The sequence below is a fragment of the Aestuariicoccus sp. MJ-SS9 genome (assembly GCF_032586235.1).
Lineage (GTDB): Bacteria > Pseudomonadota > Alphaproteobacteria > Rhodobacterales > Rhodobacteraceae > Aestuariicoccus.
In genome coordinates this window covers 1-25226 of the sequence record NZ_JAWHTD010000050.1, presented here as the reverse complement: position 1 = coordinate 25226, position 25226 = coordinate 1, and the positions used below count along the sequence as shown (strand labels likewise).

Sequence of the window (25226 nt, the reverse complement as noted above, 5' to 3'; positions counted from 1 at the left end):
GTCTTGCCGTGGTCAACGTGACCAATCGTGCCGATGTTGCAATGCGGCTTAGAACGTTCAAACTTTTCCTTTGCCATGATGGCCTCCTTGTCTTCGCGATGGTGGGCGGGGCGCCCACCCTACGGGGTTGGTAGGGTGGGCAGATTGCCCACCGCGGTTATGCGTATTTCGCCTGGATCTCGTCCGAGATGTTCTGCGGTACGGGGTCGTAGTGATCGAACTGCATCGTGAACTGCGCGCGTCCCGAAGACATCGAGCGCAGGTTGTTGATGTAGCCGAACATGTTGGCGAGCGGCACCATGGCGTTGATCGCCACGGCGTTGCCGCGCGGATCCTGACCGGTCACCTGGCCCCGACGCGAGGTCAGGTCGCCAATGATCGACCCGGTGTAATCCTCGGGCGTCACGACCTCGACCTTCATGATCGGCTCGAGCAGCTTGGCGCCGGCTTTCTTGAGACCTTCGCGCATGCCCATGCGGGCCGCGATCTCGAACGCCAGGACCGAGGAGTCCACGTCGTGGAACTTGCCGTCGATCAGCGCGACCTTGAAGTCGATGACCGGGAAACCCGCAAGCGGACCGGAATCCATGACCGACTTGATGCCCTTTTCCACGCCCGGGATGTATTCCTTGGGCACGGCGCCGCCGACGATACGGGATTCGAAGGAATAGCCTTCGCCCGGCTCTGTCGGCGAGATGACCAGCTTGACCTCGGCGAACTGACCCGAACCACCCGACTGCTTCTTGTGGGTGTAGGTATGCTCGATCTCGTGACCGATGGTCTCGCGGTAGGCAACCTGCGGGGCGCCGATGTTGGCCTCGACCTTGAATTCGCGCTTGAGGCGATCCACCAGGATGTCGAGGTGCAATTCGCCCATACCCTTCATGATTGTCTGGCCGCTCTCGATGTCGGTCTCGACGCGGAAGGACGGGTCCTCGGCTGCCAGACGCTGCAGACCCTGGGACATCTTCTCCTGGTCGTTCTTCGTCTTCGGCTCGACCGCGATCTCGATCACCGGATCCGGGAAGGTCATCGTTTCCAGCACGACCGGGTCGTTCTGCGCGCAGAGCGTGTCACCGGTGGTGGTTTCCTTCAGACCGGCCAGCGCAATGATGTCGCCGGCAAACGCCTCTTCGATTTCCTCGCGGTTGTTCGAGTGCATCATCATCATGCGACCGATGCGCTCTTTCTTGCCTTTGGTCGAGTTGATGATCGAGTCGCCCTTCTTCAGCACGCCCGAGTAGATGCGCGTGAAGGTGAGCGAGCCCACGAAGGGGTCGTTCATGATCTTGAACGCCAGACCCGCGAAGGGCATGTCGTCATCAGCGCGGCGCGCGATGTTGCGGGTTTCGGTCTCGTCGCCCGGCTTGAAGCCCATATAGTCGACCACGTCGAGCGGGCCCGGCAGGAAGTCGACCACGGCGTTCAGCAGCGGCTGCACACCCTTGTTCTTGAAGGCCGAGCCACCCAGAACCGGAACGAATTTGAGGTCGAGCGTGCCCTTGCGGACCAGCTTGCGCAGCGTATCGATGTCGGGCTCGTTGCCTTCGAGATACTCCATCATCGCGTCGTCGTCCATTTCGACGGCGTGTTCGATGAGGTGCGAGCGCCATTCGTCGGCGGTGTCCTTGAGCTCGTCGCGGATCGGCTGGCGCACCCAGGAGGCGCCCAGGTCTTCGCCCTGCCACACCCATTCTTCCATGGTGATCAGGTCGACGATGCCTTCCAGCTTGTCCTCGGCCCCGATCGGGAAGTTGACGGGAACCGGCGTCGCGCCGGTGCGGTCCTTGATCATCTTCACGCAGTTGAAGTAGTCGGCGCCGATCTTGTCCATCTTGTTGACGAACACCATCCGCGGGACCTTGTAACGGTCGGCCTGGCGCCAGACGGTTTCGGTCTGCGGCTCGACGCCGGCGTTGGCGTCCAGCAGCGCGACGGCGCCGTCAAGCACGGCCAGCGAACGCTCGACTTCGATGGTGAAGTCGACGTGGCCGGGGGTGTCGATTATGTTGAAGCGCGTCTTGGTGTCCGACGTGCCTTCGGCGCTCGGGTCTTCCTGCCACTGCCAGAAGGTGGTGGTGGCGGCCGACGTGATGGTGATCCCGCGTTCCTGTTCCTGCTCCATCCAGTCCATGGTGGCGGCGCCATCGTGGACTTCACCGATCTTGTGGGACCGGCCGGTGTAGTAGAGGATGCGTTCGGTCGTCGTGGTCTTGCCCGCGTCGATGTGGGCCATGATGCCGAAGTTGCGGTAGCGCTGAAGCGGATAATCGCGTGCCATGTTGATCTCTCCTTACCAGCGGTAGTGGCTGAACGCCTTGTTGGCGTCGGCCATCTTGTGAGTGTCTTCGCGCTTTTTCACGGCGGACCCGCGCGAGTTCACGGCGTCCAGCAGTTCACCTGCCAGGCGCTCTTCCATGGTGTTCTCGTTGCGCTTGCGCGACGCGTCGATCAGCCAGCGGATGGCCAGCGCTTCGCGGCGCTCGGGGCGGACCTCGACGGGCACCTGGTAGGTGGCGCCACCCACACGGCGCGAGCGGACCTCCACGGCGGGTTTGATGTTGTCGAGCGCTTCGTGGAAGATTTCCACGGGCGCGCGCTTGACCTTGCCCTCGACGCGGTCGAGCGCGTTGTAGACAATGCTTTCCGCGACCGACTTTTTGCCGTCGATCATCAGGTTGTTCATGAACTTGGTCAGAACCCGGTCGCCGTACTTGGCGTCGGGCAGGACTTCGCGTTTTTCAGCGGCGTGACGACGGGACATTTCTCGGTCTCTCTTCGGTTATCTCGCGGATTAGCCCCGGGCTTGCCCCGGGGCCTCTTGGCTTGGAGGTCCCGGATCGGGTCCGGGACCGTGGTGTTCTTACTTCGGACGCTTGGCGCCGTACTTCGAGCGGCGCTGCTTGCGGTCCTTGACGCCCTGGGTATCCAGAACGCCGCGCAGGATGTGGTAACGCACGCCGGGAAGGTCTTTCACACGGCCGCCGCGGATCAACACAACCGAGTGTTCCTGCAGGTTGTGGCTCTCGCCGGGGATGTAGCTGATGACCTCGTAGCCGTTGGTCAGACGCACCTTGGCCACCTTCCGCATGGCCGAGTTCGGCTTCTTCGGCGTGGTGGTGTAGACGCGCGTGCAGACGCCGCGTTTCTGCGGGCACTGTTCCAGGTGCATCGACTTGGAGCGTTTGACTTTGGGCTGCCGCGGCTTGCGGATCAGCTGCTGGATCGTTGGCATTCCGGTTATTCCCCGTAACTTCACATATGTGGTGCGTGGGGAGCATCCCCATGCGGATTTCAATGCTATGGCCCCCTGCGCGTCCGCAGGTCACCGGTTCGTTTTCGTCTGCCGCTTCGCCCCAGAAACTGTGACGCCACGACGCAAAAAGCCGCATCCGTCCCCTTATTTCGGGAACGTCGCGGGGGGTTCCAGAGGATCGGGGCGCATTTGCCCGGATCTTGACCGCTTCGGCTCTGTAGAACGGCGAAAGGGGGTTTCCCCTTGCCGGATTAGCGGCGCGTATAGGGGGAGTCGGTATGCTTGTCAACAGCCGCTCCGGCTTGCCAAGCGGCGGGCGCGCTGTCATGCAATGAACGGTGTTTTCGACCGGCGGGCCCAAAGATGCAAGTGATCGGATTGTGCCGGTTTTCCTACCCCGCCGAGGGCGGTTTCCAGGTCGAGCACGCCGACCTCGCCGAACGCATGGCCTATCTTTATGCCCCTGCGCGGCTGGAAGAGCGTTTTGCCAGCTTCGAGGGCATCTGCCTGCCCGGCCTGCGCGCCCAGACCGACCCGGATTTCACCTTTCTCATCCTGATCGGCGACACCCTGCCGGACGCGGCGCTGGACCGGCTGCGCGCGCTGGTGGCCGACCTGCCGCAGGCGCGGATCGTCGCCCGCCCGCCCCTGCCGCACCGCAAGGTCTGCCAAGAGGTGATCAACGCAGCGCGCGACATGACGCAGCCCGCGCTGGAATTCCGGCTGGATGACGACGACACGGTCGGCCGCGACTTTGTCGAACGGCTGCGCGCCACGGCCCGCGATTGCGCGCCGCTGCTGGCCCGGCACCGGCTGGTCGCGCTCGATTTCAACCGTGGCTACATCCTGCGGGCCGATGCGGGCGGGGTCTGCGGCGAGGAACAGATTCTGCCCTATTCCAGCATGGGGCTGGCGGTGGCGGTGCAGCCGCGCGTCGCCCTCAGTGTGATGAACTTTGCCCATAACAAGCTCGGCCAGTTCATGCCGACGATCACCCAGACCGACGCGCCGATGTTCGTGCGCGGTCATAACGAGCACAACGATTCGCGGCAGAAAAAGCACGTGAAGCCGATGCGTCTGCCGCCGCTGTCGCCTGATGACGCCGCGGTGATCGAAGACCGCTTCGGGATCAGCGTGGCGCGATTGGCACGGCTTTGCGGCGCCTGAGCCGCGCCTCGCGCCAAAGCGTGAAGACACCGGTCGCCACGATGATCGCCGCACCGATCAGCGTCGGAACGGCGGGCCACTCGCCAAAGAACACCAGCCCCAGCATCAGCGCCCAAAGCAGCCCGGTATAGCGGAACGGCGCGACAAAGCCGACCTCGCCCACCCGCATCACCAGCACGCTGAACGTATAGCCTCCGATGATGAAGATCGACGCGCCCAGCAACAGCCAGCCCAGGCGCGGCGTTACCGGCACCCAATCCTGGCCAAAGGACCACACGGCGGCAAAGACCAGCACCGCGAGCGACGCCGCGAATGTCACCGTCAGCGACGGCACCGCCGCCGACATCCGCCGCGTGGTCAGGTCGCGGACCGTGACGCAAACGACCGCGATCAGGGCGTATACCGAATAGAGCGTGAACCCCTCGGTCCCCGGCCGCACGATCAGCAGCATGCCCAGGAAACCGGCGGCGATGGCCAGCCAGCGCCGCCAGCCCACCGGCTCGCCGAAAAACAGCGCGCCGCCCAGCGTCACGGTCAGCGGCAACATCTGCAACAGCGCCGTGACATTGGCGATCGGCATGTGAAAGAGCGCGGTGAGAAAGAAATAGGCCGCGCCCACCTCGGCCCCGCTGCGCAGGGCGATCAGCGCCCAGTCGCGGCGCGGCAGGTTCAGCCGCAGCGCGCCCAGCCGCCAGGCCATCAGCGCGATGAACGTGGTAGCGAAGACCCCGCGCACGACCAGAAGCTGCGACAGCGGCATCGCCCCGCCGGTGGCCTTGACGCAGGCGTCGCCCAGCGAGAACGCCGCCATCGTGGCCATCATCAAAAGCGCGCCGCGGGTGTTGTCGGTCAGGGTCATGCGGCGCGGTTAGCACTCCGCCGCCCCCTGCGCCACGCCAAAAGCGACGCGCCCGGCGCTGCCGTCACATCACGGGCAGCGCGCGATCCGGTATGTGCCATCGCCCCGCGAGTAGGCGCAATCGCCGGTCCGCCTGTTTTGCGCCACGAGCACGCCTACCGCCGCCCCGGCCAGCGCCGCGACGATCTTCCAGTCGTCGTCCGCCTCGAGCGCCCTGGCGGTGATGATCCCAACCGCCGCGCCGGTCAGCCCGCCGACGACCATGCGCTCTTCGCGGGTCATGTCCTCGCAGGCCGGAATGAACAGCACCGCCGCGCAGGCCATGCTCAACACAGTCCTTTTCATCTGCCGATCCTTTCGCGTCCATCCGTGTCCGCGATTCTAGCGGGCGGCGGTGAGGCCGGGTTGACGCGCATCAATCGGCAGAACACCCGACAACGGAAAACCCCCGCGCCAAAGCGCGGGGGCCTTTAGGTTTTCGGCAGGAAAAGGTCGCTTATTCGCGGCTTTCCGGCGTGTCCACCACCAGGGTGTCGAACTCGTTGCCACCGATGACGTCGTTGCCCGACACCTCCGGCGCGGCCAGGGCTGCGGCAGCCTCGGCCTCTTCGCGGCGCGCTTCGATGACGACCGAGTCGCGGTCCTGCGCGATGCGGCGCACCTTCATCGTCGCGCCACCGGTGCCCGCCGGGATCAGGCGGCCCACGATGACGTTCTCTTTGAGGCCCACCAGCTTGTCGACCTTGCCCTGAACCGAGGCTTCGGTCAGCACGCGCGTCGTCTCCTGGAAGGACGCGGCCGAGATGAACGACCGGGTCTGCAGCGACGCCTTGGTGATGCCCAGCAGGATCGGCTCGCCCTGTGCCGCGCGGCCCCCCTTCGAGATCGCCTTTTCGTTGGCGGCGTCGAACTCGGCCTTGTCCACATGCTCGCCCTTGAGCAGCGTGGTGTCGCCGGAATCCAGGATCTCCCACTTCTGCAGCATCTGGCGCACGATCACCTCGACATGCTTGTCGTTGATCTTGACGCCCTGCAGACGATAGACGTCCTGCACCTCGTCGATCATGTAGTTGGCCAGCGCCTCGACACCCATGATCGACAGAATGTCATGCGGCGCGGGGTTGCCGTCCATGATGTAGTCGCCCTTCTGGACATAATCGCCTTCGGCCACGGGAATGTGCTTGCCCTTGGGGATCATGTATTCCTTGGGCTCCAGGCTGTCGTCCGTCGGTTCGATGCTGATGCGGCGCTTGTTCTTGTAGTCTTTGCCAAAGCGCACATAGCCGTCGATTTCCGCGATGATGGCGTGATCCTTGGGGCGGCGCGCCTCAAAGAGTTCGGCCACACGCGGCAGACCACCGGTGATGTCCTTGGTCTTGGCGCCTTCGCGCGGGATACGCGCGACGACGTCGCCGGCCTTGATCTCCTCGCCGTCCTCGACCGACAGGATCGCGTCCACGGACATCGGATAGGTGATCGGGTTGCCCGCATCGTTGCGCACCGGCTCGCCGTCGCCGTCGATCAGGATGATCTCGGGCTTGAGCTCGTTGCCCTTGGGGGCCGCGCGCCAGTCAGAGACGATCTTCTGGGTCATGCCGGTGGCATCGTCGGTCACCTCGCGGACAGCGACACCGTTCACCAGGTCCACATGCCGCGCGATACCGTCCTTCTCGGCGATGATCGGCAGCGTATAGGGGTCCCACTCGAACAGCTTGTCGCCACGTTCGACCTTGTCGCCTTCCTTGACGAAAATCGCCGTGCCGTAGCCCAGCTTGTGGCTGGCCCGCTCTTCGCCATGCTCGTCCACGATCCGCATCTTCATGTTGCGGCCCATGACCAGCGTCTGGCCGCTGGCGTTCTCCAGCGTCGAGGCGTTGTCAAAGGCGATGGTGCCCGACTGACTGGCCTCAAGGAACGACTGCTGACCACCCTGGGCCACGCCGCCGATGTGGAAGGTCCGCATCGTCAGCTGCGTGCCCGGCTCGCCGATGGACTGCGCCGCGATGATGCCCACGGCCTCGCCGGTGTTCACCATCGTGCCGCGCGCAAGGTCGCGACCATAGCACATGGCGCAGACGCCTTCCTCGGCCTCGCAGGTCAGCGGGCTGCGGATGCGCATCGACTGCACGGCGGCCTCGTCGATGGCGTCCGAGCTGCGTTCGTCGATCAGCTGACCGGCCTTGACCAGCACCTCTTCGGTGCCCGGGCGCAGCACGTCGTCCGCCGCCACACGGCCCAGCACACGCTCGGCCAGCGACGCCACCACTTCGCCGTCGTTCACGGCGGCTTCGGCGGTGATCGCCCGCTCGGTGCCGCAATCGGTCATCCGCACGATGCAATCCTGCGCCACATCCACCAGACGGCGGGTCAGGTAACCCGAGTTCGCCGTCTTCAAAGCGGTGTCCGACAGGCCCTTCCGCGCGCCGTGGGTCGAGTTGAAGTATTCAAGAACGGTCAGACCTTCCTTGAAGTTCGAGATGATCGGCGTCTCGATGATGTCGCCGTTCGGCTTCGCCATCAGGCCGCGCATCCCGCCCAGCTGCTTCATCTGCGTGACCGAGCCACGGGCCCCGGAATGCGCCATCATGTAGACGCTGTTGGGCTCTGCCTCGGCGCCGTTCTCGTCGGTCTTGGCGGCCGAGATCGTCGCCATCATCGCCTCGGTGACCTTGTCGTTACACTTCGACCAGGCATCCACGACCTTGTTGTACTTTTCACCCTGAGTGATCAGGCCGTCCATGTACTGCTGTTCAAAGTCCTTCACCTGGCCGCGGGTTTCCTCGACGATGGGCCACTTGCTTTCGGGAATGACCATGTCGTCCTTGCCGAAGGAAATGCCCGCCTTAAAGGCCTCGCGGAAGCCCATGGTCATGATCTGGTCGCAGAAGATGACCGATTCCTTCTGGCCGCAATAGCGGTAGACGGTGTCGATGACCTTCTGCACGTCCTTCTTGCGCAGAAGCGTGTTGACCAGTTCGAACGGCGCCTTGGCGTTGATCGGCAGCAGCGCGCCCAGACGGACACGGCCCGGCGTGGTCTCATAGCGGCGGAAGACCTCGTTGCCTTCCTCGTCGATCTGCTTGACCCGGCATTCGATCTTGGCGTGCAGATGCACCTCGCCTGCGTTCAGCGCGTGCTCGACTTCCTCGATCGACGAGAACTTCATCCCCTCGCCCTTCATGCCGTCGCGCAGGATCGAGGTGTAGTAGAGACCCAGGATCATATCCTGCGACGGCACGATGATCGGCGCGCCGTTGGCGGGCGACAGAACGTTGTTCGTCGACATCATCAGAACCCGCGCTTCCAGCTGGGCCTCAAGGCTCAGCGGGACGTGCACAGCCATCTGGTCGCCGTCAAAGTCGGCGTTGAAGGCCGAGCAGACCAGCGGGTGCAGCTGGATCGCCTTGCCTTCGATCAGGATCGGCTCGAACGCCTGGATGCCCAGACGGTGCAGCGTCGGCGCGCGGTTCAGCAGAACCGGGTGTTCGCGGATCACCTCATCGAGGATATCCCAGACCTCGGGACGTTCCTTTTCCACCAGCTTCTTGGCCTGCTTCACGGTGCTGCTGAGGCCCTTGGCCTCGAGCCGCGAGTAGATGAACGGCTTGAAGAGCTCGAGCGCCATCTTCTTGGGCAACCCGCACTGATGCAGTTTCAGCTCGGGGCCCGTCACGATGACAGACCGGCCCGAGAAGTCGACCCGCTTGCCCAGAAGGTTCTGGCGGAAGCGGCCCTGCTTGCCCTTGAGCATGTCGCTGAGCGACTTCAGCGGGCGCTTGTTGGCGCCGGTGATGACGCGGCCACGGCGGCCGTTGTCAAAGAGCGCGTCGACCGATTCCTGCAGCATCCGCTTTTCGTTACGGACGATGATGTCGGGCGCGCGCAGCTCGATCAGCCGCTTGAGACGGTTGTTCCGGTTGATGACGCGGCGGTAAAGGTCGTTGAGGTCCGACGTCGCAAACCGGCCGCCGTCAAGCGGCACCAGCGGGCGCAGTTCCGGCGGGATCACAGGGATCACGGTCAGCACCATCCATTCCGGACGGTTGCCGGATTCCAGGAAGGATTCCACGACCTTGAGACGCTTGATGATCTTCTTGGGCTTCAGCTCGCCGGTGGCCTCTTTCAGGTCGGCGCGCAGCTGCTCGGCCTCGGATTCCAGGTCAATCGCGGCCAGCATCTCGCGGATCGCTTCCGCGCCGATGTTCGCCGTGAAGGCGTCCATGCCGTACTGGTCCTGGGCGTCCATGAACTCTTCCTCGGTCAGCATCTGACCGTAGGTGAGATCCGTCAGGCCCGGCTCGATCACCACGTAGTTCTCAAAGTAGAGAACCCGCTCGAGATCGCGCAGGGTCATGTCCAGCATCAGGCCGATGCGGCTGGGCAGCGACTTGAGGAACCAGATGTGCGCGCAGGGTGCGGCCAGTTCGATATGGCCCATACGCTCGCGCCGGACCTTCTGCAGCGTCACCTCGACGCCGCATTTCTCGCAGACGACGCCGCGGTACTTCATGCGCTTGTATTTGCCGCAGAGGCATTCGTAATCCTTGATCGGGCCAAAGATACGCGCGCAAAAAAGACCGTCACGCTCGGGCTTGAACGTGCGGTAGTTGATGGTCTCGGGCTTCTTGATCTCGCCGAAGGACCAGCTGAGGATCCGTTCGGGGCTGGCGAGCGAGACCTTGATCTCGTCGAACACCTTGGGCGGGGTCAGCGGGTTGAACGGGTTGTTGGTCAGTTCCTGGTTCATGTCGTTACCTCGATATACGGGCGGAAGGGGGACGGTGCGCCGTAAAGGCGCACCCTACGGGCGACGTGTAGGGTGCGCACTTGTTGCGCACCGCTGGCTTGCGTCACTCATCCTCCTCCGCGTCCAGGAGTTCCATGTTGAGGCCCAGACCCCGGACCTCCTTGACGAGAACGTTGAACGATTCCGGCACGCCGGCCTCGAAATTGTCCTCGCCCTTGACGATGCTTTCATAGACCTTGGTCCGGCCCGCCACGTCGTCCGACTTCACCGTCAGCATCTCTTGCAGGGTGTAGGCGGCGCCGTAGGCTTCCAGCGCCCAGACCTCCATCTCGCCGAAGCGCTGGCCGCCGAACTGTGCCTTGCCGCCCAGCGGCTGCTGGGTCACGAGGCTGTAGGGGCCCGTCGAACGCGCGTGGATCTTGTCGTCCACCAGGTGGTGCAGTTTCAGCAGGTATTTCACACCCACCGTCACCTTGCGGCTGAACTGCTCACCCGTGCGCCCGTCATAAAGCACCGACTGGCCCGAGGTGTCGAACCCGGCGCGCTTCAGCGCGTCGTTCACGTCGGCCTCTTTGGCGCCGTCGAAGACCGGCGTCGCGATCGGCACGCCATGGGTGACGTTGCCCGCCGCTTCGACCAGCTGGTCCTCTTCCATGCCCTCGATGCCCTCGGCGTAGACGTCGTCGCCATAGGCGATCCGCATCGCTTCGCGCACCGGGGTCAGGTCGCCCGAACGCCGGTATTCGGCCAGCGCATCGTCGATCTTGAGGCCCAGACCGCGCGCGGCCCAGCCCATGTGCGTCTCGAGGATCTGACCGACGTTCATGCGCGACGGCACGCCCAGCGGGTTGAGGCAGAAGTCGACCGGCGTGCCGTCCTGCAGGAACGGCATGTCCTCCATCGGAACCACCTTCGAGATCACACCCTTGTTGCCGTGACGGCCGGCCATCTTGTCGCCCGGCTGCAGCTTGCGCTTCACCGCGACGAAGACTTTGACCATCTTCATGACACCCGGCGGCAGGTCGTCGCCCCGGCGCACCTTTTCGACCTTGTCGTCGAAACGGGCATCCAGAGTGCGCTTCTGCACCTCGTATTGCTCGTTCAGCGCCTCGACGATCTTGGCGTCGTCCTCGTCCGCCAGCGCCAGCTGCCACCACTGACCGCGGGTCAGGGTCGCCAGCAGCTCTTCGGTGATTTCCGAGTTCGGCTTGACGCCCTTGGGCCCCTTCACCGCGACCTTACCCAGGATCATGGACTTCAGTCGCGCATAGATGTTGCGGTCGAGGATCGCCAGCTCGTCGTCCCGGTCACGGGCCAGACGCTCGATCTCTTCACGCTCGATCTGCAGGGCGCGCTCGTCCTTTTCCACGCCGTGACGGTTGAAGACGCGGACCTCGACCACGGTGCCGTAGTCGCCCGGCTTGACGCGCAGCGAGGTGTCGCGCACGTCGCTCGCCTTTTCGCCGAAGATCGCGCGAAGCAGCTTTTCTTCCGGCGTCATCGGGCTTTCGCCCTTGGGCGTGATCTTGCCCACCAGGATATCGCCCGGCTCCACATCGGCGCCGATATAGACGATGCCCGCCTCGTCGAGGTTGCGCAAAGCTTCCTCGCCGACGTTCGGGATGTCACGGGTGATTTCCTCGGGCCCGAGCTTGGTGTCGCGCGCGGCCACTTCGAATTCCTCGATGTGAACGCTGGTGAACACGTCATCCCGTGCGATCCGCTCGGAGATCAGGATCGAGTCTTCGTAGTTGTAGCCGTTCCACGGCATGAAGGCGACGATGACGTTCTTGCCGAGCGCCAGTTCCCCCATATCCGTAGAGGGGCCGTCGGCGATCACTTCGCCCTTTTGCACCGTGTCGCCCACCTTCACCAGCGGACGCTGGTTGATGCAGGTGTTCTGGTTGGAACGCTGGAACTTGCGCATCCGGTAGATGTCGACGCCGGGGTCGCCCGGCTCGAGATCCTCGGTCGCGCGCACAACGATCCGCATCGCGTCGACCTGGTCGATGATGCCGGCGCGTTTTGCCATGATCGACGCGCCCGAATCGCGGGCCACGACGCCCTCGATCCCGGTGCCGACCAGCGGCGCCTCGGAACGCAGCGTCGGCACCGCCTGCCGCTGCATGTTCGAGCCCATCAGCGCGCGGTTGGCGTCGTCGTTTTCCAGGAACGGAATAAGCGAGGCCGCAACCGACACCAACTGCTTGGGCGACACGTCGATCAGATCGACGCTTTCGCTCGGGGCCAGCGTATAGTCGCCCGACTGGCGGGTGTTGACCATCTCGTTGACGAAGCGGCCTTCCTCGTCCAGCGTCGCGTTGGCCTGCGCCACGGTGTGGCGCATTTCCTCGGTCGCGGACATATAGTGCACCTCGTCGGTGACCTTGGCGTCCTTGACCACGCGGTAGGGCGTTTCGATGAAGCCGTATTTGTTCACGCGGGCGAATGTCGCCAGCGAGTTGATCAGACCGATGTTCGGGCCTTCCGGCGTCTCGATCGGGCACATCCGGCCGTAATGGGTCGGGTGCACGTCGCGCACCTCGAAGCCCGCGCGCTCGCGGGTCAGACCGCCCGGCCCAAGCGCCGAAAGACGCCGCTTGTGGGTGACTTCCGACAGCGGGTTGGTCTGGTCCATGAACTGCGACAGCTGGCTCGAGCCGAAAAATTCACGCACCGCCGCCGCGGCAGGCTTGGCGTTGATCAGATCCTGCGGCATGACCGTGTCGATCTCGACGCTGGACATACGCTCCTTGATGGCGCGCTCCATGCGCAGCAGGCCGACGCGGTACTGGTTTTCCATCAACTCGCCGACCGAGCGCACCCGGCGGTTGCCGAGGTGGTCGATGTCGTCGATGTCGCCCTTGCCGTCGCGCAGTTCGACCAGCGCCTTGATGCAGGCGACGATGTCTTCGCGGTCCAGCGTGCGCTGGGTGTCGGGCTTGTCGAGCGCGAGACGCATGTTCATCTTGACCCGGCCCACGGCCGACAGATCATAGCGCTCGCTGTCGAAGAACAGCGTGTCGAAGAGCGCCGAGGCCGCCTCGACGGTGGGCGGCTCGCCCGGGCGCATGACGCGGTAGATGTCCATCAGCGCGGTGTCGCGGTTCAGGTTCTTGTCCTGCGCCATGGTGTTGCGCATGTACGGGCCGACAGTGATGTTGTCGATGTCGAGCACCGGGATCTCGGTCACACCGGCGTCGACCAGCTCTTTCAGCGTCCCGCCGGTCACCTCGCCGTCCTTGTCGAGGGTCCAGGTCAGCTCGTCCCCGGCCTCGACATAGATCGCGCCGGTTTCCTCGTTGATGATGTCGCACGCCACGAACCGACCGACGATGTTCTCGAAGGGCACCAGCAGATTCTGCACCTTACCCTCGTCGATCAGCTTCTTGACCGCGCGCGGCGTCACCTTCTTGCCGGCTTCGGCGATCACTTCACCGCTGTCGGCATCCACCAGATCGAAGGCCGGGCGCGTGCCCCGCACGCGTTCGGGGAAGAACTTGGTCTTCCAGCCTTTGCCCTTGTCCAGAGTGTAGGTCACGGTGTCGTAATAGGCATCCATGATCTGTTCCTGGTCGAGGCCCAGAGCATAGAGCAACGTCGTCACCGGCAGCTTCCGGCGGCGGTCGATACGGGCAAAGACAATGTCCTTGGCGTCGAATTCGAAATCCAGCCACGAGCCGCGGTAGGGAATGATACGGCAGGCAAACAGCAGCTTGCCCGAGCTGTGGGTCTTGCCCTTATCATGGTCGAAGAAGACGCCCGGGCTGCGGTGCATCTGGGACACGATCACCCGCTCGGTGCCATTGACGATGAAGGTGCCGTTCGGCGTCATCAGGGGCATATCGCCCATGAAGACGTCCTGCTCCTTGATGTCCTTGACTGACTTGGCGCCGGTATCCTCGTCCACATCGAACACGATCAGACGCAGCGTCACCTTCAGCGGCGCGCTGTAGGTCATGTCGCGCTGCTGGCATTCCTCGACGTCGTATTTGGGCTTTTCCAGCTCGTAGCTGACGAATTCCAGAACCGAGGTTTCGTTGAAATCCTTGATCGGGAAGACCGACTGGAACACACCCTTGATGCCCTCGCCATCCATGGGCTGGGGCTGATCGCCGGATTTCAGGAAGAGATCGTAGCTCGATTTCTGGACCTCGATGAGGTTCGGCATTTCGAGCACTTCACGGATTTTGCCGAAGTATTTGCGAAGACGTTTCTGACCAAGAAAGCTTTGCGCCATGACAGATGTCACCTTTCCAATTTCTCACCGGGTGCGCGTGCTGCCGGGGCCACAGCGGCACACCCATACGAGACGGCAATGTTCCGATCCATTCATGGCTTCCGTCCCACCGAAAGCCTCCCGATCCTGGAACCTCGCCTTAGAAAAGCCCCCGCTGCAAGGGCCTCTCTGAGACAGGCTCGGCTGGGCCCGGGAAATTCCCGGACCCAGCCTAAAAATGCGCCGATCAGGGCAGTTTCCGGAATTTTTCAAAAATTCCGGACCGTTTTCTTTGCAAGAAAACGGCGCCGCCCAAACCGGTATTACTTGAGCTCGACCTTGGCGCCGGCTGCTTCCAGCTTGCCTTTGATCTCTTCGGCTTCTTCTTTCGAAACCTGCTCTTTCACGGCCTTGCCGCCGGCCTCGACGAGGTCCTTGGCTTCCTTCAGGCCCAGGCCGGTGAGGCCGCGGACTTCCTTGATCACGTTGATCTTGGACGCGCCGGCTTCCAGCAGGATGACGTCGAATTCGGTCTGCTCTTCTGCAGCAGCCGCGCCAGCGTCGCCCGCCGGACCCGCCATCATGACAGCGCCGCCAGCGGCGGGCTCGATGCCGTATTCGTCCTTCAGGATGGTTTTCAGTTCTTGTGCTTCGAGCAGCGTGAGGCCCACGATTTGCTCTGCAAGTGCTTTCAGATCAGCCATTTGACTCATTTCCGTATTTAGATGTGTTCCAACGTGCGGTTTTCAACCCTCACGAAGTTCCCATGGTTTGCCTTACGCCGCGTTCTCTTCGATGGTCGAGAGAATGGAGGCGATGTTCGATGCAGGGGCGCCGATCGCACCGGCGATGTTCGAAGCGGGTGCGCCGATACAGCCGACGATCGAAGCGATAAGCTCCTCGCGCGACGGCATTTTCGACACGGCTTCGACACCGGCCCGGTCCAGGGCCGTCTCACCCATTGCGCCGCCAAGAATCTCAAGCTTCTTGTTATCCTTGGCGAAATCCTCGACCACCTTGGCGGCTGCCACGGGGTCTTCGGAATAAGTGAGTACGGTCATACCTTCGAGGAACTGGGCGATGCTTGCGCATTCCTTGCCCTCGAGGGCGATCTTTGCGAGCCTGTTCTTGGCGACGCGGACGGACGCTTCGGCGGCGCGGGCGCGCCCCCTAAGGTCCTGCATCTCGGCAACCGTGAGGCCTTCGTAGCGGCTAACCACCACAACGCCAGAGCTTTCGAAGATCTGGCCGAGTTCTTCGACCACTTTCTCTTTCTGGGCTCTATCCACAGTTTCACTCCAATTGTTGGAGGGAGGACCCTCCGGCTCGTAGACGCCGCGCCGGATGGCGCGGCCAAAGGTCCGATCGGGTCGTCACAATCGCGGGTCCGGAACACATGTGCCGGAACGAATGTCTCTTCCCGTCTCGGGCAGGAATTATCGACGCGCCAGATGCTACGCCAACCCACCGTCTCGGACGAAATAAGGGCGCCTGCGAATCACGAAGGTGCCCTCGGAACTGCTCCTAGACGGTTTTGTCCGGAATTCCAACCCCCGCGGACGCGCAGGCGCGAACACCGCTGAAACGGAGTCAGGCCGCCTCTGCATTCACTGTGCCCAGAAGGTTGAAGAGCGCCTTTTTCGACACCGGCTTGACAAGAACGTCATCCATCCCCGCGGCGAGGTATTCCGCCACCTGGTGGGTCATGCCATTCGCGGTCACGGCGATGATCCGACTGCGCCCTCGGCCGCTCCGCGCTTCCTCGGCCCGGATCAGCGCCGTGGCCTCGGTGCCTGACATGGCCGGCATCTGGATATCCATCAGGATCACATCCTGTGCGGTTTCGCGGGCGATCCGGACTGCCTCGGCGCCGGAGGTCGCCAGCGTGACCACGGCCCGGGTCGGACCCAGAAACCGTTTCAGGATGAGCCGGTTGGTCGCGTTGTCATCGACAACCAGGACCTGCAGCTCCGCGAAATCCGGGACGTTATTCGCCTTGCGCGCCGCGGCTTGCGGGTCGCTTGTCCGCACGGCGGCCAGGCACGGAAGATCGCAGATAAAGGTCGCCCCGCCCCCCGGACGGCCCTGCAAAGTCAACGAACCTCCCATCGATTCGCACAATTGCCGCGATATTGCGAGCCCGAGACCGGTCCCGCCGTGCTTGCGCGTGATGCTGGCGTCCGCCTGCGAAAAAGGCTGAAAAACACGCTCCTGCGCCTCTTCGGGGATGCCTGGTCCGGTATCCGTAACCGTTATGATCAGCCGGCCGGTCTCGGGGTGGCGCCGAGCTTCCAGCCGGACTTCGCCGGACTCGGTGAACTTGACGGCATTGGCGATCAGGTTGTGCAAAACTTGCCGCAGCCTGCGGCCATCGCCCAGAAGATGCGCGGGAACATCCGGCGCGATGCTGACATGCAGACCGATGGCCTTTTCCCGCGCGCTCGGGCCGTAGAGCGCGCAAGTGGCCTCGAGCAGCGCACGCAGATCGAAAGGCCCGTTGGCGATCTCGAACTGGCCGGCCTCGATCTTGGCGAGATCGAGAACGTCATTGATCGTGCTCAGCAGTACGCCGCCGGATTGTTCGATCACCCTTAGACAGGCGGCCTGGTCGGCATCCAGATCGCTGTTCGCCAGTTCCGACGTCATCCCCAGAATGCCGTTCAGCGGTGTCCGGATTTCATGACTGACATTGGCCAGAAACCGGGTCTTGGTCGCATTCGCCTGCGCCGCTTCCTCGCGCAGGCGGCGTTCCCGCCGGCTGCTGCGGCCTGCAAAGTGGATTTCCGCCAGAACGTAGATCATCAGGGCGCCGATCAACAACGCCGACAATTTTTGATATACATCGACCGCGCGCGCATCGCCGATCCACGCGTCGATGCTGCGGTTGTTCATCCCGCGCCCCGCGTAGGCGTGCACCCAGACGCGGCGGGTCAGGGTGACCAACGCTTCCAACTCGTCACGCAGCGCGGCGATCTTTTCGGGAGTCAGCGGCACATCGCCGATAAAGGCCGCCTCTTCCTCTCTGAGAAAGCGGGAATAGCGTGCCATCAGCCCTTCCAGTTCGGACAATTCAGCCACCTGGGTGCTTTCGACCACGCCCACGCGGCTCCAGAGAATATCGAAGCGGAGGGCCAACGTATCCTGGTCGATTTCGCCTGCAGCGAATTCGATTAAGCTCGCCGAGGCCCGCTGGGTTTCGAAGATCAGCTCGCTGACCTTCCACGACGTTGCGGTGACCGTGAAAACCGCCCGCTCCTTGGCGGCCGCGACCGTTCGCTGCTCCCAGGTCAGGACTAGCGCGAGCGCGGCGGCGAAACAGACCGCCAGGCAGGCACGCACGGTGCGCGCGTTTTCCCTTAATGCTCGCCACATGGCCAATGATCAGGGCGCGACGTCGATCCGGACCAATTGCCAGATCATTTCGCCGTCGAACGGTTTGTCTTCCGCCTCCTCCTCGGTCAGGGGATAGACCACCCAGATCGGCCCCTTGTCGCGGATGCGCATGCGGTCGCCGTTGTGTTCCATGGCCAGCAGGACATTGTAGAGCGCGGCGTGTTCGACCGGAATTTCTATGGCGTAATCGTTGATCGCCGTGGCGATCAGTGTATCGCCTTTCGCCCCGACCGCATCCAGAAGCGACCGCAGGGTCGGGCCGGCAAAGCGCTGGGGTCCGTCGGTAAACGAGGTGTAGGTTTCGATCTCCCGCCAGTCGAGCGCCGCGAGCATGTCGCGGTCGAACACGGCCACGCCGTCAACGTTGGTTGTGGAAATCTCGCCGCCGACCGTCAGCACAGCCGACCCCTCCGGCGCCTCAAGAGCGGATAACGAAGCGGCCCCCCACAGCATCAGGCAGGCGCAGAGCATGGAAAGACGTCGGATCATCGGAACACCCTTGGATAAGTAAAGGAGCAGTTGACCAATCGTCGTAAATGCAAACTCCTAACAGAGGCTTTCGGAAAACGAAAAAGGCGGGCCCGATGGACCCGCCTTCGATCACGTTTTCTGTGTTTGTCTTACTCGACGTTGGCGTCCGACACGTCGACCGACACGCCCGGGCCCATGGTCGAGCTGAGCGAGATCTTCTTCATGTAGGTGCCCTTGGCGCCAGTCGGCTTGGCCTTGCCCACGGCGCTGACGAAGGCGCGGATGTTCTCGGCCAGCTGCTTTTCGTCGAACGACACCTTGCCGACACCGGCGTGGATGACACCGGCCTTTTCGACCTTGAACTGGACCTGACCGCCCTTGGCATCCTTAACAGCCTGCGCCACATCCATGGTGACGGTGCCGACCTTGGGGTTCGGCATCAGGTTGCGCGGGCCCAGCACCTTGCCCAGACGGCCGACGATCGGCATCATGTCGGGTGTGGCGATGCAGCGGTCGAATTCGATCGTCCCGCCCTGAACGGTTTCCATCAGATCCTCTGCGCCGACCACGTCGGCACCCGCCTCTTTGGCCTCTTCGGCCTTGGGACCACGGGCAAAGACTGCGACGCGCACGGTTTTTCCGGTGCCGTTGGGCAGACCGACAACGCCGCGCACCATCTGGTCGGCGTGGCGCGGGTTGACCCCGAGGTTCATCGCGATCTCGACGGTTTCGTCGAACTTGGCCGAGGCATTCGCCTTGATCATGCCGACCGCTTCTTCGACCGTCAGGTTTTCCTTGCCGGCGAAGGCTTCGCGGGCGGCGGCTTTGCGTTTTCCGAGCTTTGCCATCTTACTTCACCTCGATGCCCATGGACTTCGCCGAGCCCAGAATGATCTGCATTGCCCCTTCGACGTCGTTGGCCGAAAGATCCTTCATCTTGGCTTCGGCGATCTCACGCACCTGCGCGACGGTCACGGTGGCGACGGTCTCGCGGCCGGGCGCTTCAGCGCCGCGCGGACGGTTGCGCTTGCCGACCGGCTTCAGACCGGCGGCCTTCTTAAGGTAATACGACGCCGGCGGCGTCTTGATGTCCATCGTGAAGGACTTGTCCTGATAATAGGTGATCACGGTCGGGCACGGCGCGCCGGGCTCCATTTCCTGCGTCTTGGCGTTGAACGCCTTGCAGAATTCCATGATGTTGATGCCGCGCTGACCCAGCGCGGGGCCCACGGGCGGGCTCGGGTTGGCTTTGCCTGCAGGGATCTGCAGCTTCATCTTGCCGGCAAGCTTCTTGGCCATCGGCTGTCTCCTTTACAACACCCTTCGGACGCGTCCTCGGGGCCGGTTATGTTGCGTGGTCAGGTCCGGACATCGCGATGCCCTCGCCTCCCACGTTGGGGCCGCCCTTCGGCGACTGCGCGCGCGATACTAGGGTTGCCGGGGTTTTGCAAGGGCCTTGCCGCGGCCGGCGGCCTCTTGCGGGATCACTCGGCCGCGGCGACGGCGGCCGGCGGGGGCGCGTCCCGCGCCATTTCCTCAAAGATCCAGTCGCGGAAGGCCCGGATCATGGGATCGGCGGCACGCGCACCGGGATAGGCCAGCGAATAGATCGTGACGGGCATCGTCACCGTATCGAACAGCCGGACCAGACGTCCCGACGCCAGTGTGCCGCGCACCATCATGTCATAGGCAAGCGCCACGCCCTGCCCTTGCTCGGCCGCGGTCGTCGCCAGTTCGCAATTGGGAAAGACCGGGCCGCGCCGGCCTGACGGCGGCGCGACCCCGGCGCTCTCGAACCATTCGCCCCAGGCGTCGAGCACCTCGTCATGCATCAGCCGCTGGCGCAGCAGATCCTCGGGGGCCTGCACATTTTCGCGGTCGCGCAGTTCGGGGCTGATCACGGGATAGCGCATCGAGGTCATGAAGGGTTCGGTCACCACGCCGGGCACGGGATCGTCGGCCCACTGGATCACGAGATCGCTGTCGTTCGCGGCGAAATCGGTCGACGGCGCGCCCTGCGACACGCGCAGGCGCACCCGGTCGCCGAAACTCAGCCGGTCCAGACGCGGCACCAGCCAGCGCGCGGCAAAGCCCGGCGTGCAGAGCACCCGGAACGGGCGCTCGCCCGCCTCGCGCACCGCGCGGGTCGAGTCGTCGAAGGCATCCAGCAGCCCGGTCAGCTTGCCCGCATAGCCGCGCCCGGTCAGCGTCAGGTCGATCGCGTTGCCCTGACGTTCAAAGAGTTTGGTGTCGAGATACTCTTCCAGCGCGCGGATCTGGTGGCTGATGGCGGAGGGCGACAGGCACAGCTCATCCGCGGCCTGCTTGAAACTGAGATGGCGCGCGGCGGCCTCGAAGGCGCGCACCGCGGCGAAAGGAGGGAGTTTGCGCCCCATGGGTGAATTCCTTTCATCGGCGCATGAATTTTGACCTTTTGCGGCAGCCGTCCCCGAACCGTAACATTTTCTCATCAAATCTCAAAACGCAGCGAGGCCGACATGAGCCCTCTTCACCGCTTCGGCGCACCGGTGGCGTGCGCCCTGATGACACTTGCCCAGACCCTGACCCCGGCCAATGCGGCCGAAAGCGACCCGCTGGCCTGGCGCGAGGCAGGCACGCTTCCCGCCCTCGTGGCGCATCTCGAGGATTGGCTGGACGCCAACACCGACCTGCCGCGCCGCGACAGCGCGCCCGACATCGCCCTGATCGGCGCGGCCCGCGCGGCGTCTATGCACACATCGCGGCACGCCTCTCAGGAAGGCCATGCGCGCGGGCTCTATGATGAAGAGGCCGGGGCGATCTACCTCGTGCGCCCGTGGGACGCCCGCAACCCCTACGATGTCAGCGTTCTGCTGCACGAACTGGCGCATCATCGGCAGGCGGAGGCAGGCCATTGGTACTGCCCCGGCGCGCAGGAGCTGCCCGCCTACCGGCTGCAGGACGAATGGCTGGGCGCGCTCGGGCTTGCGGCGGATGTCAACTGGGTCGCCGTGGTGCTCGAGGCCGGTTGCACCCCCCGCGACATCCACCCGGACTGATCGCGGGGCCCGATCCGGGCCCGCGACCCGCGTTCCGACCTTGCGGCCGACATCTCTGGGGCAGGCACGCGCGCCAGGCGGGGCGCCCGCACCCCACCCGGCCAGGGCCTGTCATTTCCCGGTCGCTCGCGCCGTGAACGTCTCCAACGCATCCTGCATCGCCAATACCGCCGGATGATCCGCGGTCAGACCGTGGGACGGCGCGATGGCGGTCGGATCCTCGTAGGTCGCCCAGGCCTGTCCGCTGGCATCTTCGAAGAAGAGAATCCGCAGCGGCAGAAAGAGCGCCATGGTCTGGCTGTCCTGCATCGCGCCGGCCCCGATCCTGGGACTGCCGAAGATGACGACAGTCGTCGGGCGCAGGCTCTTGCCGACCGATGCAGAGCCTTTCGCAAAGTCCACCGTGGTGAAGACCCTTGCGCCCGATTGCGTGACGGCCTGCGTCAGGCGTTCGACCGATTGCGCGACGCTGGCATCGCTTGCGACATTGATCCGTTCCGCCATGGCGCTTCCTGCGGTTGCAAAGACGAGAAGTGCTAGTGCTGTCAATGTTTTCATGATTGTCTCCTGATTGCGGTTGCCCCGATCCTCGCCGGGACACGAACAGCAATAGGCAACCGGGCCGTCCAGATCTGGAGGGTTTTTGGAGGATTTGGATATTGGACCCGAAAACCTCTCAGGTCTGGAGCTTCGGGCCCTTCTCCCTGGATGAGCGCGTATTTGAGCTGCGCCGGAACGGCCGCCCCGTCGCGATCGAACCGCAGAGCCTGCGGGTGCTGCTCTTTCTGATCCGCGAACGTGTCCGCGTGGTCGCCAAGGACGATCTGATCGACGCGATCTGGCAGGGGCGCGCGGTCAGCGACTGGGCGATCTCAGGCGCCATCAAGGCCGTGCGCGTGGCCCTCGGCGACACGCAAAAGGAAAAGACGCTGGTCAAGACCGTTCACGGTCAGGGCTACCGTTTCATCGGCGAGGCGATCGCCAGATCGCCCGCGCACGCCCTGGCCCCCAAGCCCACGGTGCTCGTGCGGGTGTTTCGCACCGACGGTCCGGATGCCCAGCACGATTATCTGGCGGAAGGGCTGACCGAAGACCTCATCCACGGACTCTACGGGAACTCGGGTCTCAACGTTCTGTCTTACAACACCGCCCGCGCGCTTGGGGCGGACATGCCAGCGCCCATCTACAACGTGACGCATATCGTCGAGGGCAGCCTGCGCCAGGCCGGAATCAAGACGCGCATAACGATCAACCTGCTGGAGGCGGCGACCGGGCGACAGACATGGGCCGAGCGATTCGATCTGACCCCGGCAAGCCTCATGGCCGGGCACGATCTGATCCGGGACCGGCTCGAGGCCGTTCTGCTGCCGCAACAGCGCCCGCCGGAACGCCAGGGGCGCGGGACGCTCCGCTCAGAGGCCTACGACGTCTACCAGAAAGGGCGCTATGCCTATTTCCGCTACGAACCGCAGGCCTTCATCGAGGCCCTGGCCCATTTCACCGAGGCCACACGGCTGGATCCCGGTTTCGCCAATGCCTATGCCCAGCAGGCCTATTGCCGGACGACGCTGCACGTCTTCGGCCTGCCCGGCAGCGACGCCTCCCTTGATCCGGCCGAGGCGCTCGCCCGCCGGGCCATCGCCTGCGACGAAGGCGCAGCGCCCGGATATGCCCGGCTTGGCTGGGTTCTGGGGTATCGCGGCCGCCCGCACGAGACGGTCGAGGCGTTTGAGGCCGCGCTGCTGCGCGACCCGGACAGCCCCGAGGTCTATCTCGCCTTCGGAGAGACGATGAACCGCCTCGCCCGGCCTGAAGAGGCTGGCACGCTGCTCGATACGGTGTTCTCGAAGGACAGTTATTTCCCGCCAAGCTGGGAATTTCCGCAAGGCCATCGACACCTGTTGCTGGGGAACCACGACCGCGCGATTCGGCATTTCCGGTCGGTTCTGGCCCGTGTGGACCGATTCATGCCAGCGCGCGTGCAGCTGCTGCGCGCGCTTTGGGAAACCGGCGACAGCGAAGGCGCGGCGCAGCTCTTGGCCGAGACGCGGGCGCTGGCGCCGAAATTCAGCCTCGCCCACGCGCAGCGCATGTTCCCTTATCCGGTCGCATCAGAACGTCAGGCACTGGCCCAGGCGCTTGGCGGCGCGGGATTGCAATAGCGACAGGCATCCTGCCGCCAGACCCTATCGGGTCCGTAAAATCAGCCTTGCTTGGTGACCTGGGTGAATTCCAGTTCGACCGGGGTTTCGCGGCCGAAGATCGACACCGAAACGCGCAGGCGCTGGTTTTCCTCGTCCACGCCCTCGACCATGCCGTCGAAATCCTCGAACGGGCCGTCGTTGACCTTGACCTTCTCGCCGATCTCGAAATGGATCAGCGTGCGCGGTGCTTCCTCGCCTTCCTGGACGCGGCCCAGGATACCCTGCACCTCGGCGTCGCGCATCGGCATCGGGCGGCCCTGCGGCCCCAGAAACCCGGTGACCCGGTTGATCGAGTTGATCAGGTGATAGCCCTGATCAGACATCTCCATATGCACCAACACATAACCGGGCATGAAGCGCCGCTCGGTCGTCACCTTCTTGCCGCGGCGGATCTCGATCACCTCTTCGGTGGGCACCAGGACCTCGTCGATCTGATCCTCAAGGCCCTGTTCCGTCACCGCCGTCCGGATCTGCTCGGCGATCTTCTTTTCGAAGTTCGACAGAACGCTGACCGAATACCACCGCTTCGCCATCTGGCCACAACCCTTGTTTCTGCGCCGGTCCGCCCCGGCCTATTTCCCTGACCCTGTTCCGGGTCCCCCGAATAAAAAACCGGCGTGCAACTCGAATCATTGCACGCCTGTCCGGGGATTGGCGGGTGATTACCCCCCCGCCCTTATGATTTCAAGAGGCGCGTCGGTTTTCACCGCCGCCCTTCGGGTCAGCCGAAAAGGTTCAGCACGCCCTGCAGACCGCTGCGGATGATGACATCCACCAGCGCAAAGAAAATGCCCGTCAGCGTGGCCATGATGAACACCATGATCGTGGTCAGAACCACCTCGCGGCGCGTCGGCCACACCACCTTGGACACCTCGGCGCGCACCTGCTGAACGAACTGAAGGGGGTTTGTCTTGGCCATGATGTCTCTCTGCCTGTCGCGTTGAGGGGCAGATACGGGGAACCGCCCCTCAATTCAAGACCGCATTATACGTAGGGCCCTCTTGGGCCGGCCCGACCGCCGCCCTGCAACAGGAACGAAAGAACCGCGCGAAACGTGCCTGACCGGCGCTTTGTTCCAAACCCAACCTCACATTAACGTGCAGAAAAAATTGGGGTTTTTCCAGGAACGATGCCGCAGGGGGCCGTGTTGTCGGATCAGCAGCGCAACGGCCCCACGCCGGATGCGCGAGATCGAAAAAACCGAAAGGAGTGACGTTATGAAACGCTTTCTGACCGCAACCGCCCTGACCTCGCTGATCGCAACCGGCGCCCATGCGCTGACGGCGAACGAAGAGGCGACCATCGAACGCTTCCTGCCGCAGGTCGACGCCACGACGCTCGACCGCACCGAAGTGCTGACCCTGATGAACATCGCCAACGGCGGCGGCACGGTGTCCGAGAAGACCGGCAAGATGCGCTCGGTCGTTCTGAACGGCGGCAGGGTCGACTTCGACCTCAGCACCGCGCAGATGGACGACATCGCGCGCCTGGTGCCCGAGCTTGACATCACGGCCCTGAGCGACGCCGAAAAGGCGCAGGCCGCGGCCATCGTGACCAGCGCCGACAGCCAGAGCGACGCCATCGCCAAGCTGCGCGCCTTCGCCAACGGCGACCGGATGGTGATGACGGGCGGGCTGACCGAGGCAGAGGTTCTTACCCTGCAGCAATACGCGCCCGGCCTCGATGTCGCAGCGCTGAGCGACGAGGACATCTTCCGCCTCAAGACCGCCATCGGCAGCGAGAACGTGTCCGAGATCGAAAGCGTCGTAGCCGGCATCACCGGCTGACGCCGCGACACGGCGTTGTTGCAGAACTAGGGCTTGAGGCGTGATTGCCCCTTTCCCCGCTGAGATCATGCCACGCGGATGATCT

Annotated in this window: 21 protein-coding genes and 1 pseudogene; 4 read left to right on the top strand and 18 right to left on the bottom strand. The window is 63.9% G+C overall.

Annotation, left to right across the window (positions count from 1 at the left end):
* The 4 genes and pseudogenes from RXV88_RS20550 to rpsL form a co-directional block, all read right to left on the bottom strand.
* A pseudogene (locus RXV88_RS20550) lies at positions 1-77 on the bottom strand (elongation factor Tu); the annotation flags it as partial.
* An 80-nt stretch (positions 78-157) separates the two neighbouring features.
* The gene (gene fusA / locus RXV88_RS20545; RefSeq protein ID WP_316295369.1) at positions 158-2281 is read right to left on the bottom strand and encodes an elongation factor G; all 2124 of its coding nucleotides are present in this window, start codon (positions 2279-2281) and stop codon (positions 158-160) included.
* A 12-nt stretch (positions 2282-2293) separates the two neighbouring features.
* On the bottom strand, positions 2294-2764 hold the full coding sequence (gene rpsG / locus RXV88_RS20540; protein WP_316295368.1) for a 30S ribosomal protein S7: 471 nt from the start codon (positions 2762-2764) through the stop codon (positions 2294-2296).
* A gap of 99 nt (positions 2765-2863) precedes the next feature.
* Entirely contained in the window at positions 2864-3235 is a 372-nt protein-coding gene (rpsL, locus tag RXV88_RS20535; protein ID WP_005980675.1) for a 30S ribosomal protein S12, read from the bottom strand.
* A 384-nt stretch (positions 3236-3619) separates the two neighbouring features.
* Between rpsL and RXV88_RS20530 the strand changes: the two genes are divergently transcribed.
* Entirely contained in the window at positions 3620-4423 is an 804-nt protein-coding gene (locus tag RXV88_RS20530) for a putative rhamnosyl transferase (RefSeq protein WP_316295367.1), read from the top strand.
* On the opposite strand, the gene RXV88_RS20525 is transcribed toward RXV88_RS20530, so the two are convergent.
* From RXV88_RS20525 to RXV88_RS20475, 11 genes are all read right to left on the bottom strand, one after another.
* Positions 4386-5282, bottom strand: coding sequence for a DMT family transporter (locus RXV88_RS20525; RefSeq protein WP_316295366.1), 897 nt, complete (start codon positions 5280-5282; stop codon positions 4386-4388). The two genes, RXV88_RS20530 and RXV88_RS20525, sit on opposite strands and share 38 nt — an antisense overlap.
* A 69-nt stretch (positions 5283-5351) precedes the next feature.
* Entirely contained in the window at positions 5352-5627 is a 276-nt protein-coding gene (locus RXV88_RS20520; protein ID WP_316295365.1) for a glucose-6-phosphate isomerase, read from the bottom strand.
* Positions 5628-5778: 151 nt separating this feature from the next.
* On the bottom strand, positions 5779-10029 hold the full coding sequence (gene rpoC / locus RXV88_RS20515) for a DNA-directed RNA polymerase subunit beta' (protein ID WP_316295364.1): 4251 nt from the start codon (positions 10027-10029) through the stop codon (positions 5779-5781).
* Positions 10030-10132: 103 nt separating this feature from the next.
* Positions 10133-14269 (bottom strand): DNA-directed RNA polymerase subunit beta, encoded by a 4137-nt coding sequence (gene rpoB, locus RXV88_RS20510; RefSeq protein ID WP_316295363.1) that lies wholly within the window; start codon positions 14267-14269, stop codon positions 10133-10135.
* Between the two features lie 302 nt (positions 14270-14571).
* Entirely contained in the window at positions 14572-14952 is a 381-nt protein-coding gene (gene rplL / locus RXV88_RS20505) for a 50S ribosomal protein L7/L12 (protein WP_316295362.1), read from the bottom strand.
* 72 nt (positions 14953-15024) lie between these two features.
* Positions 15025-15537, bottom strand: coding sequence for a 50S ribosomal protein L10 (rplJ, locus tag RXV88_RS20500; RefSeq protein ID WP_316295361.1), 513 nt, complete (start codon positions 15535-15537; stop codon positions 15025-15027).
* A 301-nt stretch (positions 15538-15838) separates the two neighbouring features.
* Positions 15839-17620, bottom strand: coding sequence for an ATP-binding protein (locus RXV88_RS20495; RefSeq protein ID WP_316295360.1), 1782 nt, complete (start codon positions 17618-17620; stop codon positions 15839-15841).
* A 9-nt stretch (positions 17621-17629) separates the two neighbouring features.
* The gene (locus RXV88_RS20490; RefSeq protein ID WP_316295359.1) at positions 17630-18130 is read right to left on the bottom strand and encodes a molybdopterin-dependent oxidoreductase; all 501 of its coding nucleotides are present in this window, start codon (positions 18128-18130) and stop codon (positions 17630-17632) included.
* A 131-nt stretch (positions 18131-18261) separates the two neighbouring features.
* Entirely contained in the window at positions 18262-18960 is a 699-nt protein-coding gene (rplA, locus tag RXV88_RS20485) for a 50S ribosomal protein L1 (RefSeq protein ID WP_316295358.1), read from the bottom strand.
* 1 nt (position 18961) lies between these two features.
* The gene (rplK, locus tag RXV88_RS20480) at positions 18962-19411 is read right to left on the bottom strand and encodes a 50S ribosomal protein L11 (RefSeq protein ID WP_316295357.1); all 450 of its coding nucleotides are present in this window, start codon (positions 19409-19411) and stop codon (positions 18962-18964) included.
* Positions 19412-19596: 185 nt separating this feature from the next.
* Positions 19597-20508 (bottom strand): LysR substrate-binding domain-containing protein, encoded by a 912-nt coding sequence (locus tag RXV88_RS20475; protein ID WP_316295356.1) that lies wholly within the window; start codon positions 20506-20508, stop codon positions 19597-19599.
* Between the two features lie 102 nt (positions 20509-20610).
* Here RXV88_RS20475 and RXV88_RS20470 point away from each other — a divergent pair, with 102 nt between their 5' ends.
* On the top strand, positions 20611-21150 hold the full coding sequence (locus RXV88_RS20470; RefSeq protein ID WP_316295355.1) for a DUF6647 family protein: 540 nt from the start codon (positions 20611-20613) through the stop codon (positions 21148-21150).
* A gap of 111 nt (positions 21151-21261) precedes the next feature.
* On the opposite strand, the gene RXV88_RS20465 is transcribed toward RXV88_RS20470, so the two are convergent.
* Positions 21262-21708: a DUF302 domain-containing protein gene (locus tag RXV88_RS20465; protein WP_316295354.1), complete on the bottom strand. Its 447-nt coding sequence runs from the start codon at positions 21706-21708 to the stop codon at positions 21262-21264.
* Between the two features lie 101 nt (positions 21709-21809).
* Between RXV88_RS20465 and RXV88_RS20460 the strand changes: the two genes are divergently transcribed.
* Complete coding sequence (locus RXV88_RS20460; protein WP_316295353.1) at positions 21810-23312, top strand: tetratricopeptide repeat protein; 1503 nt, start codon at positions 21810-21812, stop codon at positions 23310-23312.
* Positions 23313-23353: 41 nt separating this feature from the next.
* Here RXV88_RS20460 and nusG read toward each other — a convergent pair whose 3' ends face one another.
* Complete coding sequence (nusG, locus tag RXV88_RS20455; protein ID WP_316295352.1) at positions 23354-23887, bottom strand: transcription termination/antitermination protein NusG; 534 nt, start codon at positions 23885-23887, stop codon at positions 23354-23356.
* Between the two features lie 188 nt (positions 23888-24075).
* Positions 24076-24273: a preprotein translocase subunit SecE gene (gene secE, locus RXV88_RS20450; protein WP_316295351.1), complete on the bottom strand. Its 198-nt coding sequence runs from the start codon at positions 24271-24273 to the stop codon at positions 24076-24078.
* Between the two features lie 298 nt (positions 24274-24571).
* Here secE and RXV88_RS20445 point away from each other — a divergent pair, with 298 nt between their 5' ends.
* The gene (locus tag RXV88_RS20445) at positions 24572-25141 is read left to right on the top strand and encodes a hypothetical protein (protein ID WP_316295350.1); all 570 of its coding nucleotides are present in this window, start codon (positions 24572-24574) and stop codon (positions 25139-25141) included.
* The last annotated feature ends 85 nt before the right edge of the window (positions 25142-25226 follow it).